Consider the following 14,452-nt stretch of genomic DNA (forward strand, 5'->3'; position numbering starts at 1 on the left):
TATGAGCTACGAGTTAGACGAAGAGATTCTTCAAGACTTTTTGGTAGAAGCTGGTGAGATTCTAGAGCTTCTTTCCGAACAGTTGGTAGAGCTGGAAAACAATCCAGACGATAAAGAGTTGTTGAATGCTATTTTCAGAGGGTTTCACACCGTAAAAGGAGGCGCGGGGTTTTTAGCATTAACTGAGCTCGTTGACACCTGTCACGGTGCTGAGAATGTGTTTGATATCCTTCGTAATGGTCAACGTTCCGTCACTGCCAGCCTTATGGATACAATGCTGTCGGCATTGGATACGGTTAATGAGCAGTTTAAAGCCGTACAGGACTCAGAACCATTGGTACCGGCAGATCAGGCATTATTGGATGAGCTACATCGTCTTTGCAAGCCCGAATCGGAAGATGAAGAACCAGCGGCTGAGCCCGTAGCACAAGAACCTCCGCCGCCAGAACCCGCCGCCCCCCCCCCAGTTGAACCTGCTCCGGCGGAACCTGCAGCTAATGTCAATTCAGGCTCAATCGATGAAATTAGCCAAAGCGAATTTGATCAATTGCTGGACGAACTGCATGGTAAAGGTACGGCACCTAATGCCGGAACTGCGGCAAGTACACCTCCTGCAACACCACCGCCTTCGGCCCCAGCGCCGCCGCCAGCACCGGGCAGTGATATTACTGATGATGAATTTGAAAAGCTGCTTGATGAATTGCACGGTAGTGGGCAGAGCCCGACAGCTGGAGACTCAGCAGCTCCAGCAGCAGCGCCACCAGCAGCAGCAGCTCCGCCACCAAGCGCTCCTGCGCCATCAAGTGCCGCGGCATCTGATGAAGGCTTAATGACCGATGATGAATTTGAGAAATTGCTTGATGAACTGCATGGCAGTGACGGTGGTCCATCCGAAGCAGAACTAGCTGCGGCGACGAAACCTGCAGCTCCAGCAAGTGCACCTGCTCCTAAGGCGCCAGCCGCCGCGGCACCTAAGATAGAACCGCCAGCCCCAGCCCCAGCGCCTAAGAAAGCGCCGGCAGCTGCGGCAAAACCTGCGGTGAAGGAAGCTAAGAAAGAGCCTAAGCCCCCTGCTGAGTCCAGTCAGAGTAAGAAAGCACAAGCGGATGCAACCGTTCGGGTGGACACATCGACTCTCGATACCATTATGAATATGGTGGGTGAATTGGTATTGGTTCGTAACCGATTACTGAGTCTCGGCCTTAATAGTAATGACGAAGAAATGGCTAAGGCGGTATCTAACTTAGACGTAGTGACAGCTGACCTTCAGGGTGCGGTCATGAAGACTCGGATGCAGCCAATTAAGAAAGTGTTTGGCCGTTTTCCTCGAGTGGTTCGTGATTTAGCGAGAAGTTTGAAAAAAGACATCAACCTTGAAATGCGCGGCGAAGATACAGATTTAGATAAAAACTTAGTTGAGGCGCTTGCTGATCCACTAATTCACTTGGTGAGAAACTCGGTCGACCATGGAATAGAAATGCCTGATGATCGCTCTGCTGCTGGTAAGCCTCGCGGTGGTAAGGTCATCTTGTCTGCTTCGCAAGAAGGGGATCATATAGAACTGGCTATTGTCGATGATGGCGGTGGTATGGATCCTGATAAGCTGCGTGGGATTGCCGTGAAAAGAGGCATCATGGATGAAGACGCCGCGTCTCGTTTAACGAATAAAGAATGTTTTAACCTTATCTTTATGCCGGGCTTCTCTAGTAAAGATCAAATTTCCGATATTTCCGGCCGTGGTGTGGGCATGGACGTGGTGAAAACTGCGATCAATACCCTAAATGGTTCCATCGATATTGATTCCGAAATGGGCAAAGGGACCAAAATAACAATTAAGGTTCCACTCACACTAGCGATTCTGCCAACGTTAATGGTTGGTGTTGCGGGCAACCCGTTTGCGCTACCTTTAGCCAGCGTCAACGAGATTTTCCACCTCGATTTGAGCCGTACCAATATTGTTGACGGACAGTTGACGATTATTGTCAGAGAGAAATCGATTCCTCTGTTCTATTTACAAAACTGGCTGGTGCGTCAGGCAGGGCAAGTTGAATTGCGTAAAGGTCATGGACACGTGGTGATAGTTCAGCTTGGTAGTCAAAGAGTTGGATTTGTTGTGGATACGCTAATAGGTCAAGAAGAAGTGGTTATTAAACCGTTAGATGAGCTGTTACAAGGAACTCCTGGCATGGCAGGTGCAACCATAACTAGTGACGGCCATATTGCTCTGATATTGGACGTTCCTGATTTACTCAAACAGTATGCAGCAGCCTCTCGAGTCTAATTTAGCTGCGCATGGAAAAGGATACCTATGGCGATTAGAGTATTAGTTGTTGATGATTCAAGTTTCTTTCGTCGTCGTGTGAGTGAAATCATTAATTCTGAATCGCGTTTAGAAGTCATTGGTGTGGCGACAAATGGCAAAGAAGCGGTAGAGAAAGCGTTGGAGCTAAAACCTGACGTGATCACTATGGATATTGAAATGCCAGTGATGGACGGTATCACAGCCGTCAAACAAATCATGGCCAAAGAGCCTATCCCAATATTGATGTTTTCTTCTCTAACTCATGATGGTGCAAAAGCAACATTAGATGCGTTAGACGCTGGTGCATTGGATTTTTTACCTAAAAAGTTTGAAGATATTGCGCGTAATCGTGACGAAGCAGTCTCTTTACTGCAGCAACGTGTGGTTCAAATCGCAGCCAAAAAGCGCACCTTGCGTCGGCCAGTCTCAAGTGCTGATCGCACATCTAGCACTCAGCCCGTAGGCGGGGGCTCGGCGACAGCTAGCAAGCCAGTTCAGGGGCGTGTCCAGCCTGCAGCGCGATTCCGTCCGTCTGGAAAAAAATATCAGCTAACGGCGATAGGAACATCGACCGGAGGCCCGGTTGCGTTGCAAAAAATATTAACGCGACTGCCCGCTAATTATCCTCATCCAATTGTGCTTATTCAGCATATGCCTGCAACGTTCACTGAGGCTTTTGCTAGCCGATTGAATAGCCTATGTAAGATTCAAGTGAAAGAAGCGCAAGACGGTGATGCCTTACGTCCCGGTGTTGCGTATCTTGCGCCCGGCGGTAAGCAGATGATGGTAGAAGGCCGCCCCGGGTCAACGCGGCTGAAAATTATCGATGGCGGCGACAAAATGAATTACAAACCGTGTGTGGATGTGACGTTTGGCTCAGCCGCCAAAATCTACGCGGATAAAGTGTTATCTATGGTGCTCACGGGCATGGGAGCTGATGGCCGTGAAGGGGCGCGAATGTTGAAGTCAGCAGGAGCGACTATCTGGGCTCAAGATGAAGACAGTTGTGTCGTTTATGGCATGCCTCAAGCCGTTGCTAAGGCGGGAATTTCGACCGAGGATTTGCCGTTAGACCGTATAGCGGAGCGTATGCTGGTCGAAGTCGGCCTAGCATAAAGGTGCAGTCATGATTATATGGAGCGTTGCAAATCAAAAAGGAGGGGTAGGGAAAACCACCACTACTATCACTTTAGCTGGTTTGCTAAGCAAACAAGGAAAGCGGGTCTTATTGGTTGATACGGATCCTCACGGCTCATTGACGACCTATCTAGGCTTCGACCCAGATGGTATATCAACCAGCTTGTTTGACTTATTTCAGCTCAGAGAGTTTACGGCCCAGCAGATAAATCCGCTTATATTACGTACCCCAGTTGAGGGGATTGATATTATTCCCGCCCATATGTCGTTGGCCACTCTAGATAGGGTTATGGGCAACCGCAGTGGCATGGGGCTGACATTAACCCGAGCCTTGCAGTGTTTACGTGATTCTTACGACAATGTGTTAATAGATTGCCCACCTATTTTAGGGGTAATGATGGTGAACGCCTTGGCGGCGAGCGATAGGATTTTAATTCCAGTTCAAACTGAATTTCTTGCGATGAAAGGGTTGGAAAGAATGGTGCGCACATTGGCAATAATGCAAAAGTCGCGGCCCGATCCCTTTAAGGTCACTATAGTACCAACAATGTATGATAAACGCACGAATGCTTCTCTTCAGACGCTGACTCAGCTTAAGAAAAACTACCCTGATCAAGTGTGGACGTCAGCAGTTCCCATTGATACCAAGTTTCGTGATGCTAGCTTAAAGCATCTGCCAGTTTCACATTTTGCTGCCGGTAGTCGGGGTGTATTTGCTTATAAACAACTACTGATTTATTTAGAGAGGTCTGCGTTTGATGGGTAATGATTCTTGGGTTTCGAGTGAACAAGCTCTAGACGATTACTTCTCAGCGTTACTTGACGAGGATACATTTACGGTTGGCAAAGATTTAGTTGAGGCACTTCCTACCACGAGTGAAGAAGCGACCCAACCGCAACGCCAAGCAGTAGCTGAACAAGCTATAGGTGAAGAAGCGACTTCCGTAGTCACCCACGATGAACCAGAAATGCCTAATCTGGATGACGTGGAAAGGCTACTACGTCAGTTGGAATCGGAAAATCCGGTTGAATCACTCGATTTAGAAGAAGTTCTTGAACAGAATACTGATCAGATCAAACTTGAAAAAAACGAACAGCTAGCCGAATCTGAAGTTAGTGAAGTTAGTGAAGTTAGTGAAGTTAGTGAAGTTAGTGAAGTTAGTGAAGTTAGCGAAGTTAGTGAAGTTAGCGAAGTTAGCGAAGAATTCGTCGATGGCACCTCACTACAGACGGAGGTAGCAGAAGTTGCGCTAGAGCCAGTCGAAGTTGAAATCGAATACACAGAACCAGTAACTGAAACTGTCCATGAAATAGAAGCTGAAGTCAGCATAGATGATAGCGGTGAAAAAGAGTGGCATAGCACAATGCGAAGCGAGAGCTTTCAAGTGCTATATTTTGAAGTAAATGGTGTCACCTTTGCTGTTCCGCTTGATGAACTCGGTGGGATACACAAAATTGATGCAATGAATCAGCTTCTTGGCCGTCCAGATTGGTATCTAGGGCTGCAAACTAGTAAGGAATCCCAATTAGATGTTGTGGACACGGCGAAGTGGGTGATGGCAGAAAAACTGTGTGATGACAGTCATATTGAAGGCTACAAACATGTCGTGATGCTGGGGAGCAGTATGTGGGGGCTTGCCAGCACAGAGTTGAAAGGGACTGAAGTGCTCGAAATCGATAAAGTGCGATGGAGAGAGCAGGCAGGGAAAAGACCATGGCTTGCTGGAATGGTAAAAGAAAAAATGTGTGCGTTGATCCATGTTGAAGCAATGATAGCTATGCTTAAGGCAGGATTGGATGTTAAGGCACTCGATACATAGAGATATGTCGGTGACGACAAAAGAGGAAAGGGTATGTCTCAAACAAGTGAAGTAGAAGTAAGAAAAGATCAATCGAATGACGAAGTGCTTCAGTGGGTGACGTTCCAGCTAGAAGAAGAAACTTACGGCATTAATGTTATGCAGGTCCGTGAAGTCCTGCGTTACACCGAGATTGCTCCTGTGCCAGGTGCACCAGATTACGTACTCGGGATCATCAATCTACGTGGCAATGTGGTTACCGTGATTGATACCCGCTCTCGATTTGGCTTAATGGAAGGAGAGATCACCGATAATACGCGAATTATTGTGATTGAATCGGAGCGCCAAGTTATTGGTATCTTAGTCGATAGTGTCGCCGAAGTGGTTTACCTGCGCTCATCCGAAATCGATACAACACCAAGTGTCGGTACCGATGAAAGCTCGAAATTCATCCAAGGTGTCAGTAATCGCGAAGGAAAACTGCTCATATTGGTCGATCTAAATAAACTACTCTCAGAAGATGAGTGGGATGAGATGGAACATTTGTAATGAATATTGAGTTGTGGATGACCCCTTATTTTTTTATTGCCGGGGTTGGTGTTGTCACACTGATATTGATTGCAACATTGTTGAGTGTTAGAAAAAAGCTTTTTCGACTTACAGATCATCATCGCCAGCAATATCGTTTGCTGGAAAAAGAGGCGAAAAAATCGAATAAACAGCTGCTGGAAGTTCGTTCTATTGTGGTTGGTTTAGGGCAGAAAGTGAATGAGCAGCAAGAAATCCTCCACCACTTGAGTGAAAGGATTGTTGAATTAGAACAAGAAGACAGTGATGGGCGTTTGTACTCAAGAGCGACGAAAATGGCTCGGTTGGGCGCAGATGTAGAGGAGCTCATTGAACAATGCGAGCTCCCTAAAGCAGAAGCGGAACTGATGATGTCACTGCAGAAAAAGATCGCAGGTGAAGAGAAAATCCCTCCATTGGAAAATAGTCCCGAAGCGAGGACGAGATCTGGCCGACAATCGGTTGGCCGAAAGTAACAAACCACGCATTATTCGCGGTGAAATAAATGGCAGCTTGGCTGCCATTTAATCAATTGAATACATTTTCGTGACTTAGACGACACCGCTGACCTCTTGTCCTATCCACACTGTGTTACACTAAAAGTTCAAACATTATAAATAGTTAATTATGTTGGAAATTAACCAGCTTAGTGCTGCTCGCGAGGGGCGCACGTTATTTGAGTGTCTTTCTTTTAGATTAAACGCAGGAGAAGTGCTACAAATTGCGGGTCGTAATGGCTCTGGCAAAACCACCTTGCTGCGAATGGTCGCAGGGCTTGCCCGTCAAGACCAAGGTGAGGTCTATTGGAACCGCGAAAAAGTTAGCTCGAGTCGCGAGGCCTACCATTCCAACTTATTGTTTATTGGTCACCAAACCGGGATTAAGAAAGAGCTGACGGCATATGAAAACCTGCGATTTCTGCTTTCAGCACATGCAAATTACAATCATAGCAAGCAAGACCTTTACTTTGCATTAATGAAAGTCGGCTTAGTGGGAAGAGAGGATGTCGCGGTGGCTCATCTATCTGCCGGACAGCAAAGACGAGTTGCGCTAGCGCGTTTGTGGCTTAGTCGGCAACCGCTGTGGATTCTCGATGAACCTTTGACCGCTATTGATAAGCAAGGGGTGAAAGTGTTGGAGCAAGTGTTTCTACGACATGCGAGCGAGGGAGGGATGGTAATGCTAACCACTCACCAAGATATCTTTTTGAATCACGATAGCCTGCGCACCATCACTTTGGGGGATAAGCAGTAATGTTGGCCGCGATGACATCCCTTGTTCGCCGCGAACTCTTGATTGCTTACCGTAAATCGGTAGAGCTCCTTAATCCATTGTGGTTTTTTGTCATTGTATTGACGCTGTTTCCCCTCAGTATTGGCCCAGTACCGAAATTACTCGCCAAAATTGCGCCCGGTATTATCTGGGTCGCGGCACTGCTCGCGGCAATGATTTCATTTGAACGTTTGTTTCGCGATGATTTCCAAGACGGTTCGCTCGAGCAAATGATGCTCACACCCACGCCTTTATCTGCGGTGGTTGTTGCCAAAGTGTTTGCACACTGGCTGCTGACCGCGATTCCTTTAATTATTATCAGCCCCTTGTTGCTAATGCTCTTTTCTATGACATTACCAACATGGATTGCCACGGTATTGACCTTATTATTGGGCACGCCAGCATTAAGTTTCATTGGTGCGATAGGCGTTGCGTTAACTGTTGGTCTAAAAAAAGGGGGAGTGCTGCTTAGCCTGTTAATCCTGCCTCTATTTATACCGGTATTAATATTTGCCACCTCAGCGATTGAAGCGGCGTCACTCGGCATGAATTACAATGGGTTACTTGCAATTTTGGCGGCTATATCGGTCGCTAGTGTGACCTTATCTCCATTTGCTATAAGCGCAGCTTTAAGAATCAGCATTCAATCGTCGTGAAGATCACCAGATATAGAAGAGAGTTACAAAGATGTGGAAATGGTTACACCCCTACGCAAGACCTCAAGCGGCCTACCAATTGTGTGGGCGTTTTTTGCCTTGGTGCTTAAGCATCGCTTTGGTGTGTTTACTGGTGGGCAGCGTGTGGGGGCTACTTTTTGCACCTGCCGATTACCAACAGGGCGATAGCTTTAGGATTATTTATATTCACGTGCCCGCAGCGATTTGGTCGTTGGGTGTATATGTTTCTATGGCAATGGCGGCCTTCGTTGGCGTTGTCTGGCAGGTCAGGTTATCCGATTTAGCGGCGTCAGCGATGGCGCCTATTGGTGCAGTTTTCACATTCATTGCGTTGGTCACGGGCTCCATCTGGGGGAAACCCATGTGGGGGGCGTGGTGGGTCTGGGATGCGCGTTTAACTTCTGAGCTGATTCTATTGTTTTTATACTTGGGCGTTATTGCTTTGTATCACGCCTTTGACGATAGAAAGCTGGCGGCCAAAGCTGCAGGTATTTTAGCCATTGTCGGCGTCGTCAACGTGCCGATTATTCATTATTCCGTTGAATGGTGGAACACTTTGCATCAAGGTGCGAGCATTTCAAAATTTGCCAAACCTTCTATTGCTTCCGACATGTTGTGGCCGTTGTTGATTAACCTAGTGGGGTTTGCATTCTTTTTTGCCGCGGTGACGCTAATTCGGCTACGCAGCGAAATTATCATCAGCGAAGGCCATCGGCCTTGGGTCATTGAATTGGTGACCAACAAGCTTGCGAGTAACAACCTTGATGGGAGAACTCAGTGATGTATTTTCATTCGTGGGCGGATTTTATCAATATGGGCGGATACGCAGGGTACGTCTGGAGTGCGTTTTCGATCACTGCGATTGTGCTATTACTATTGATTTGGTTGAGCGTACGACGAGGTAAGCAAGCGATAAAGCAGATCCAGCAACACCTAGAGCGTCAAGCTCGCATTGAAGCGGCGAAAGGTTTGGAGGACACATTATGAATCCAAGACGAAAGAAGCGACTAACCATTGTGTTGGCGATTCTAGTTGGGATGGCCGTGACCATTGGATTAATTCTTTATGCGCTGAATCAAAATATTAACTTGTTCTATACCCCAACTGAGCTGGTGGATGGTAAGCCAGACGGCACTAAACCATATATTGGCCAGAGACTGAGAATCGGCGGTATGGTTGTCCCAGGGTCGGTGAAACGAGATCCTAATTCTCTTGAAGTGACCTTTAAGTTACGTGATGTGGGCCCAGAAGTAACGGTTACCTACACGGGTATTTTGCCGGACTTGTTCCGTGAAGGCCAAGGCATCGTTGCCCAAGGAACGCTGAAAAACCCCACCACGGTTGCCGCTTTTGAGGTTCTCGCCAAACATGACGAAAAATACATGCCGCCTGAGCTTGCTGAGGCGATGAAGAAAAAGCACCAAACTTATACGGGCACGGCCTTGGCGACAGGAGAACAATAGTGATAGCAGAACTTGGACACTTCGCTCTTATCGTTTCTTTGTCATTGGCGGTTTTATTAAGTGCGCTGCCCTTGATTGGCGCGATGAGACAAAACGAGTTGCTAATGCGTACTGCTCGCCCGTTATCTTGGGGGATGTTCACGTTAATCTGCCTCGCATTCGCGATTTTGCTGTGGGCGTTTTATAGCAATGATTTTACTATTCAATATGTTGCCAACAATTCCAATAGCCACTTGCCTTGGTATTATCGCCTCACGGCTATTTGGGGGGCTCATGAAGGCTCTTTGCTGCTTTGGGTTCTGATGCAAGCAGGTTGGACAGTTGCCGTTGCGAGCTTTAGTCGCGGTATGCCGTTAGAGTCAGTCGCGCGGGTGCTCTCTGTAATGGGCATGGTCAGTGTTGGCTTTCTTTTGTTTATTGTTGCGACTTCTAATCCCTTCCTCACCACCTTGCCATTTTTCCCCGTTGATGGCCGCGATTTGAATCCGTTGCTGCAAGACCCGGGTCTCATTATTCATCCGCCTCTTCTGTATATGGGTTATGTGGGGTTTTCGGTTGCGTTCGCATTTGCGATTGCATCGCTGATGACAGGGCGACTCGATACGGCTTGGGCTCGCTGGTCTCGGCCATGGACAACCGCCGCTTGGCTCTTCTTGACGCTAGGCATCGCGCTCGGCTCTTGGTGGGCGTATAACGAATTAGGCTGGGGCGGTTGGTGGTTCTGGGATCCGGTGGAAAACGCGTCATTCATGCCTTGGTTAGCGGGCACCGCTTTGATGCATTCGCTTGCCGTTACTGAGAAACGAGGTACCTTCAAGGCTTGGACAGTGCTACTGGCCATTTCCGCTTTCTCGCTTAGCTTGCTCGGAACATTTCTAGTCCGCTCAGGCATTTTGGTTTCTGTGCATGCTTTTGCCTCTGATCCTGCCCGCGGCATGTTTATTTTGGCCTTTATCGCGCTGGTGATTGGTGGATCTTTGCTCCTGTTTGCGCTAAAAGGTGGCTCGGTGAGCACGCGGGGGAACTTCTCTTTGGTGTCTCGTGAAAATGTGCTGCTGGGCAATAATGTCTTGCTTATTACTGCCTTGGTTGTGGTTCTGATTGGAACACTACTTCCCTTAGTGCATAAACAGTTGGGGCTTGGCTCTGTTTCTATTGGCGCGCCTTTCTTTGATAGCCTATTTGCTTGGCTCATGATTCCGCTGTCGTTTTTGCTCGGGATTGGTCCTTTGATTCGCTGGAAGCGAGATTCTTTGTCTCAGCTAAAACGGCCAATGCTAGTTTCAGGGCTAGGCGCGGCACTGTTGTCTTTTGCTTTTGTCTATGGATTATCTGGACGTTTTGAACTGATGGCGTATCTAGGCTGGGTAATGGCGCTTTGGATTATATTTATGCACGGGGTCGAGCTATATCAGCGGGCGACCCACAGGCACAGCTTTATTGTTGGCGTGGGTAAACTACAGCGCAGCCATTGGGCAATGATGCTGGCGCATGTTGGCCTTGCGATCACCGTTATCGGCATTGCCATGGTACAAAACTATAGCCAAGAGCATGATGTGCGTTTAGCACCCGGTGAACACACTCAAGTGGCTGGATATCAGTTACAGTTTGCCGCACTACGCACGGTGAATGGCCCCAACTATAACGCCTATGTGGCCGATTTTACCGTCAACAAATCCGGTAAGTACGTCAACACACTTCATGCCGAAAAACGTTTCTATCGAACGGCAAGCTCTGTGATGACGGAAGCTGCAATAGACAGAGGCTTTACTCGTGATTTGTACGTTGCGATTGGTGAACAGTTGAATGGCGGGCCAGCATGGTCTGTGCGAGTTTACTATAAGCCGTTTATTCGCTGGATTTGGGCAGGCGCTTTATTCATGGCACTAGGCGGCGCAGTGGCTATCAGTGACAAACGTTATCGGTTTAGGAAGAAAGTACGTGATGAGCGAGTCGCTCAGGCACAAGAGGCATAGTCGATGAATAAAAAGTTGTTATTTGTTCCATTCGCTGCGTTTCTTCTGTTGATTGTGGTGTTTTTCACCCAATTGGATCGCAACTCTAAAGGCGATGACCCAACGAAGCTAGAGTCTGTACTGATTGGAAAACCCGTCCCTGAATTCCATTTATCGAGTTTAGACAGTGAGTACAAGGTGTACGATCAAAGCCTCTTTCACGGCGAGCCTAAGCTACTTAACGTATGGGCGACATGGTGCCCAACTTGTTATGCTGAGCATCAATATCTCAATAAACTCGCCAGTCAGGGCGTGAATATTGTCGGTGTCGATTACAAAGATCAGCGTAACAAAGCAATTGATTGGCTAAACAAACTGGGTAATCCGTATCAGGTGACCTTGTATGATGGTGACGGTATGTTTGGTCTCAATTTAGGTGTGTACGGCGCGCCCGAGACTTTTCTTATTGATGCCAACGGAATCATTCGCTATCGCCATGTGGGCGATGTGAATCAGGAAAATTGGGAAAGCACCTTAGAGCCGATTTACAAAAAAATGCTCGCGGAGGCGAAATCATGACGCGGCTTTTTTATTTAGCACTGACCTTGATAGGCTTGCACACATCTTTCGCATACGCTGAGATAGACGTGTATAGCTTTGATACGCCGCAGCAAGAAAAGCAATTTCAAGATTTGAGTAACACCTTACGTTGCCCGAAATGCCAGAACAACACCATTGCTGATTCCAACGCCGCGCTGGCGCAGGATCTACGCAATAAGGTGTATCAGATGACCAAACAAGGTCAATCTAAGCAGCAGATAGTCGATTATATGGTGGCGCGCTACGGCAATTTTGTTACCTATGAGCCGCCTTTTAGCTGGTCAACTGCCATTCTTTGGCTTGGGCCACTTATGGTATTGGTGATCGGCTTCGGCAGTATTGTATGGCGAAGTCGCCGCGCGGCCTCCATTGAGGGAGGCGGCCAGTGGGATGAAGACAAACAGTCTCGATTAGATAGCCTGTTGAAAAAAACTGAACCCAACTCTACTCACACAGCTAATCACAAATCTGAGCATCAATCTCGGCAAAAACACGGAGAGGATAAATGAGCGTATTTTGGCTAGCGACGGTCGCCATCATTTTGTTTGCCACTTTTATTATTTTGTTTCCGCTGCTTAAACGCACGAATGTGGGTACGTCACAGCGTGATGAGTTGAACCAAGCTCTCTATACCCATCGTTTAACAGAATTGCAGCAAGAAGACGACGCAGGTTTAGTGGAAGACAAGCAGGCGATGATCGTCGATTTGCAGCATTCCCTCCTTGACGATATTCCAGAATCTGAGACGGATAAACGCACTTTTCTGATGTCTTCTAAGTTAGTGCTAATTGGTGCGGTGATTGTGATGATTGCCCTGTCTTATTCTTTGTATGTGCGATACGGGGCAGCGGAAAAGGTTGCTCATTGGCAAGCGGTGAGCGAGCGTTTACCTGAGCTTTCTCGATTGCTGATGTCTGAGAACCATAAGCCGATGACAGAGAGCCAGTTGCAAGATTTATCTTTGGCGCTGCGCACCCGATTATTTTATCAGCCAAATGATGCGATGGGTTGGTTGCTACTTGGCAAGGTGGCGATCGCTAACCAAGATGCTAATTCTGCGCAGGGTGCAATGGAAAAAGCCTATGCACTGAAACCTGAGAATCCAACCATTGCCCTTGGCTATGCACAGGCGCTGATGATGTCGCAAGATGAACCCGACCAGCAACAAGCGCGCGTGATACTGGAGGAATTAGTTAAGCGTGACTATGCTAATTTGCAAGTGCTGTCGCTTATCGCTTTTGATGCATATCGTAATCAAAATTACGCAAAAGCAATCACCTACTGGCAAGCGATGCAAAAGTTACTGCCTGAACAAGATAGCCGTCACGCTTTGCTAACACGCAGTATTCAGTCTGCAAGGGAAAGTGCTGCCAAAGAAATCTCCATTAAAGGAATCGCAGCCAAAGCAAATTCAGCTGAGGGGAAGGCCGTCAACGAAAGTGCCCAGGGTGGCACTAGGTATTCACAAAGCGTTGCCAAAGCTTCTGTACCAGTAGAAATAACGTTGGGCGCGAATGTTGCGATTGAGCCGGGTTCGGTGTTAGTGGTATCGGTGCATTCTGCGGATGGTTCACCGATGCCTATAGCGGCGGCGCGTTATCCAATAGAGCATTTCCCGCTGAAAGTTCGGCTTGATGATAGCAACAGTATGATACAGGGGCGGAAGATATCAGACTTTAGTACGTTTATGGTGAAAGCGCGTATTGATAAAGATGGCAACGTCTCGACCAAACAAGGGGATTGGTATGGGCAAAGTGATGTTGTAAAATCAGGCCAACTTGCTGAAATAGAGATAGATAAGCGATATTAATCGTTATACTCAGCGCTAAGTAAAGAGGCTGGCGACGACCAGCCTCAGTTTTATGGAAAGGTATCATGAAGAGTTATTACCCGAAACGGGTTTTGTCACTGTTATTAGTCTGTTTATTGTCAGCCTGCGCGAGCGCCCCAAAAGAAGAGGGTAATGTAGGCGCAGACTCGAAATCCTCCACTTCTCAACCGGGCGATCCTTTAGAAGGCTTCAACCGAGAAATGTGGAACTTAAACTACAATTATCTTGACCCTTATTTTGTTCGCCCTGTTTCTCTTGCTTATGTACACCATGTTCCGGTGCCTGTGCGAACTGGGATTGGCAATTTTCTCGCCAACTTAGATGAACCTGCCAGCATGCTCAATAACCTCTTGATGGGGAACGGGCAGGAGGCGGTGAATCACTTCAACCGCTTTTGGATAAACTCAACGATTGGTTTGCTGGGGCTGATTGATATTGCCTCGTATGCAGGGATCACTAATGACGACGATCGCACCTTTGGCGATGTGGCGGGTCACTATGGAGTGGGTAATGGCCCCTATGTGATGGTGCCGGGCTATGGCCCATGGACGGTGCGAGAATCGACCGACTATGTCGATGAATTATACGTGCCGCTTTCTCTGCTCAATATTTGGGCAACGCTAGGTAAGTGGGCGTTCCAAGGTATGGAAACTCGCGCAGCCTTGGTGTCTCAAGAGCCGATGGTGAATAATTCACCTGATCCATACGCGCTAACACGCGATGTGTATTTGCAACATCAAGACTTTAAAGCGGAAGTGAAACCGCCAGAGCAGCCAAAACAAACCGAAGATGATGATTTGATTGATCAGTATACGGATGGTAGTTACTAACGCGTAAACGTTTATTTAA

Annotated in this window: 16 protein-coding genes; all 16 read left to right on the forward strand. The window is 47.6% G+C overall.

Annotated features, from left to right (window positions below; all coding sequences use genetic code 11):
• The first annotated feature begins 1 nt into the window (after position 1).
• Complete coding sequence (locus tag L4C34_RS01235; protein WP_428787519.1) at positions 2–2,281, forward strand: chemotaxis protein CheA; 2,280 nt, start codon at positions 2–4, stop codon at positions 2,279–2,281.
• Between the two features lie 27 nt (positions 2,282–2,308).
• Positions 2,309–3,418, forward strand: a complete 1,110-nt coding sequence (locus L4C34_RS01240; protein ID WP_428787520.1) for a protein-glutamate methylesterase/protein-glutamine glutaminase — start codon at positions 2,309–2,311, stop codon at positions 3,416–3,418.
• A gap of 10 nt (positions 3,419–3,428) precedes the next feature.
• Complete coding sequence (locus tag L4C34_RS01245; protein WP_428787521.1) at positions 3,429–4,205, forward strand: ParA family protein; 777 nt, start codon at positions 3,429–3,431, stop codon at positions 4,203–4,205.
• Positions 4,195–5,259, forward strand: coding sequence for a chemotaxis protein CheW (locus L4C34_RS01250; protein ID WP_428787522.1), 1,065 nt, complete (start codon positions 4,195–4,197; stop codon positions 5,257–5,259). Before L4C34_RS01245 ends, L4C34_RS01250 begins: the two co-directional genes overlap by 11 nt.
• Before the next feature lie 33 nt (positions 5,260–5,292).
• Positions 5,293–5,787, forward strand: a complete 495-nt coding sequence (locus L4C34_RS01255) for a chemotaxis protein CheW (RefSeq protein ID WP_428787523.1) — start codon at positions 5,293–5,295, stop codon at positions 5,785–5,787.
• Positions 5,787–6,281: a DUF2802 domain-containing protein gene (locus L4C34_RS01260; RefSeq protein ID WP_428787524.1), complete on the forward strand. Its 495-nt coding sequence runs from the start codon at positions 5,787–5,789 to the stop codon at positions 6,279–6,281. The genes L4C34_RS01255 and L4C34_RS01260 overlap by 1 nt, the downstream gene beginning before the upstream one ends.
• A gap of 151 nt (positions 6,282–6,432) precedes the next feature.
• Positions 6,433–7,059: a cytochrome c biogenesis heme-transporting ATPase CcmA gene (gene ccmA / locus L4C34_RS01265; protein WP_428787525.1), complete on the forward strand. Its 627-nt coding sequence runs from the start codon at positions 6,433–6,435 to the stop codon at positions 7,057–7,059.
• Positions 7,059–7,733 carry a heme exporter protein CcmB gene (gene ccmB / locus L4C34_RS01270; protein ID WP_428787526.1) on the forward strand — a complete coding sequence of 225 codons (675 nt, stop codon included), beginning with the start codon at positions 7,059–7,061 and terminating at the stop codon, positions 7,731–7,733. The genes ccmA and ccmB overlap by 1 nt, the downstream gene beginning before the upstream one ends.
• 31 nt (positions 7,734–7,764) lie before the next feature.
• The gene (locus L4C34_RS01275) at positions 7,765–8,535 is read left to right on the forward strand and encodes a heme ABC transporter permease (protein ID WP_428787527.1); all 771 of its coding nucleotides are present in this window, start codon (positions 7,765–7,767) and stop codon (positions 8,533–8,535) included.
• Positions 8,535–8,741, forward strand: coding sequence for a heme exporter protein CcmD (gene ccmD / locus L4C34_RS01280; RefSeq protein ID WP_428787528.1), 207 nt, complete (start codon positions 8,535–8,537; stop codon positions 8,739–8,741). The genes L4C34_RS01275 and ccmD overlap by 1 nt, the downstream gene beginning before the upstream one ends.
• The gene (ccmE, locus tag L4C34_RS01285; RefSeq protein WP_428787529.1) at positions 8,738–9,217 is read left to right on the forward strand and encodes a cytochrome c maturation protein CcmE; all 480 of its coding nucleotides are present in this window, start codon (positions 8,738–8,740) and stop codon (positions 9,215–9,217) included. Before ccmD ends, ccmE begins: the two co-directional genes overlap by 4 nt.
• Entirely contained in the window at positions 9,217–11,193 is a 1,977-nt protein-coding gene (locus L4C34_RS01290) for a heme lyase CcmF/NrfE family subunit (RefSeq protein ID WP_428787530.1), read from the forward strand. The genes ccmE and L4C34_RS01290 overlap by 1 nt, the downstream gene beginning before the upstream one ends.
• Before the next feature lie 3 nt (positions 11,194–11,196).
• A complete protein-coding gene (locus tag L4C34_RS01295; RefSeq protein WP_428787531.1) occupies positions 11,197–11,751 on the forward strand; it encodes a DsbE family thiol:disulfide interchange protein in 555 nt (184 codons plus the stop codon).
• Positions 11,748–12,281, forward strand: a complete 534-nt coding sequence (locus L4C34_RS01300) for a cytochrome c-type biogenesis protein (protein WP_428787532.1) — start codon at positions 11,748–11,750, stop codon at positions 12,279–12,281. The genes L4C34_RS01295 and L4C34_RS01300 overlap by 4 nt, the downstream gene beginning before the upstream one ends.
• Positions 12,278–13,582, forward strand: a complete 1,305-nt coding sequence (gene ccmI, locus L4C34_RS01305; RefSeq protein ID WP_428787533.1) for a c-type cytochrome biogenesis protein CcmI — start codon at positions 12,278–12,280, stop codon at positions 13,580–13,582. The genes L4C34_RS01300 and ccmI overlap by 4 nt, the downstream gene beginning before the upstream one ends.
• Before the next feature lie 65 nt (positions 13,583–13,647).
• A complete protein-coding gene (locus L4C34_RS01310; protein ID WP_428787534.1) occupies positions 13,648–14,433 on the forward strand; it encodes an MlaA family lipoprotein in 786 nt (261 codons plus the stop codon).
• Positions 14,434–14,452: the final 19 nt, after the last annotated feature.

It is taken from the genome of Vibrio profundum (assembly GCF_050337555.1).
In the GTDB taxonomy this organism is placed as follows: domain Bacteria; phylum Pseudomonadota; class Gammaproteobacteria; order Enterobacterales; family Vibrionaceae; genus Vibrio; species Vibrio profundum.

Excerpts from the sequence above, each read along its gene's own strand:
- L4C34_RS01235 (WP_428787519.1), top strand. The coding sequence starts at position 2 with ATGAGCTACGAGTTAGACGAAGAGATTCTTCAAGACTTTTTGGTAGAA.
- L4C34_RS01240 (WP_428787520.1), top strand. The coding sequence starts at position 2,309 with ATGGCGATTAGAGTATTAGTTGTTGATGATTCAAGTTTCTTTCGTCGT.
- L4C34_RS01245 (WP_428787521.1), top strand. The coding sequence starts at position 3,429 with ATGATTATATGGAGCGTTGCAAATCAAAAAGGAGGGGTAGGGAAAACC.
- L4C34_RS01255 (WP_428787523.1), top strand. The coding sequence starts at position 5,293 with ATGTCTCAAACAAGTGAAGTAGAAGTAAGAAAAGATCAATCGAATGAC.
- L4C34_RS01260 (WP_428787524.1), top strand. The coding sequence starts at position 5,787 with ATGAATATTGAGTTGTGGATGACCCCTTATTTTTTTATTGCCGGGGTT.
- ccmA (WP_428787525.1), top strand. The coding sequence starts at position 6,433 with ATGTTGGAAATTAACCAGCTTAGTGCTGCTCGCGAGGGGCGCACGTTA.
- ccmB (WP_428787526.1), top strand. The coding sequence starts at position 7,059 with ATGTTGGCCGCGATGACATCCCTTGTTCGCCGCGAACTCTTGATTGCT.
- L4C34_RS01275 (WP_428787527.1), top strand. The coding sequence starts at position 7,765 with ATGTGGAAATGGTTACACCCCTACGCAAGACCTCAAGCGGCCTACCAA.
- ccmD (WP_428787528.1), top strand. The coding sequence starts at position 8,535 with ATGTATTTTCATTCGTGGGCGGATTTTATCAATATGGGCGGATACGCA.
- ccmE (WP_428787529.1), top strand. The coding sequence starts at position 8,738 with ATGAATCCAAGACGAAAGAAGCGACTAACCATTGTGTTGGCGATTCTA.
- L4C34_RS01295 (WP_428787531.1), top strand. The coding sequence starts at position 11,197 with ATGAATAAAAAGTTGTTATTTGTTCCATTCGCTGCGTTTCTTCTGTTG.
- L4C34_RS01300 (WP_428787532.1), top strand. The coding sequence starts at position 11,748 with ATGACGCGGCTTTTTTATTTAGCACTGACCTTGATAGGCTTGCACACA.
- ccmI (WP_428787533.1), top strand. The coding sequence starts at position 12,278 with ATGAGCGTATTTTGGCTAGCGACGGTCGCCATCATTTTGTTTGCCACT.
- L4C34_RS01310 (WP_428787534.1), top strand. The coding sequence starts at position 13,648 with ATGAAGAGTTATTACCCGAAACGGGTTTTGTCACTGTTATTAGTCTGT.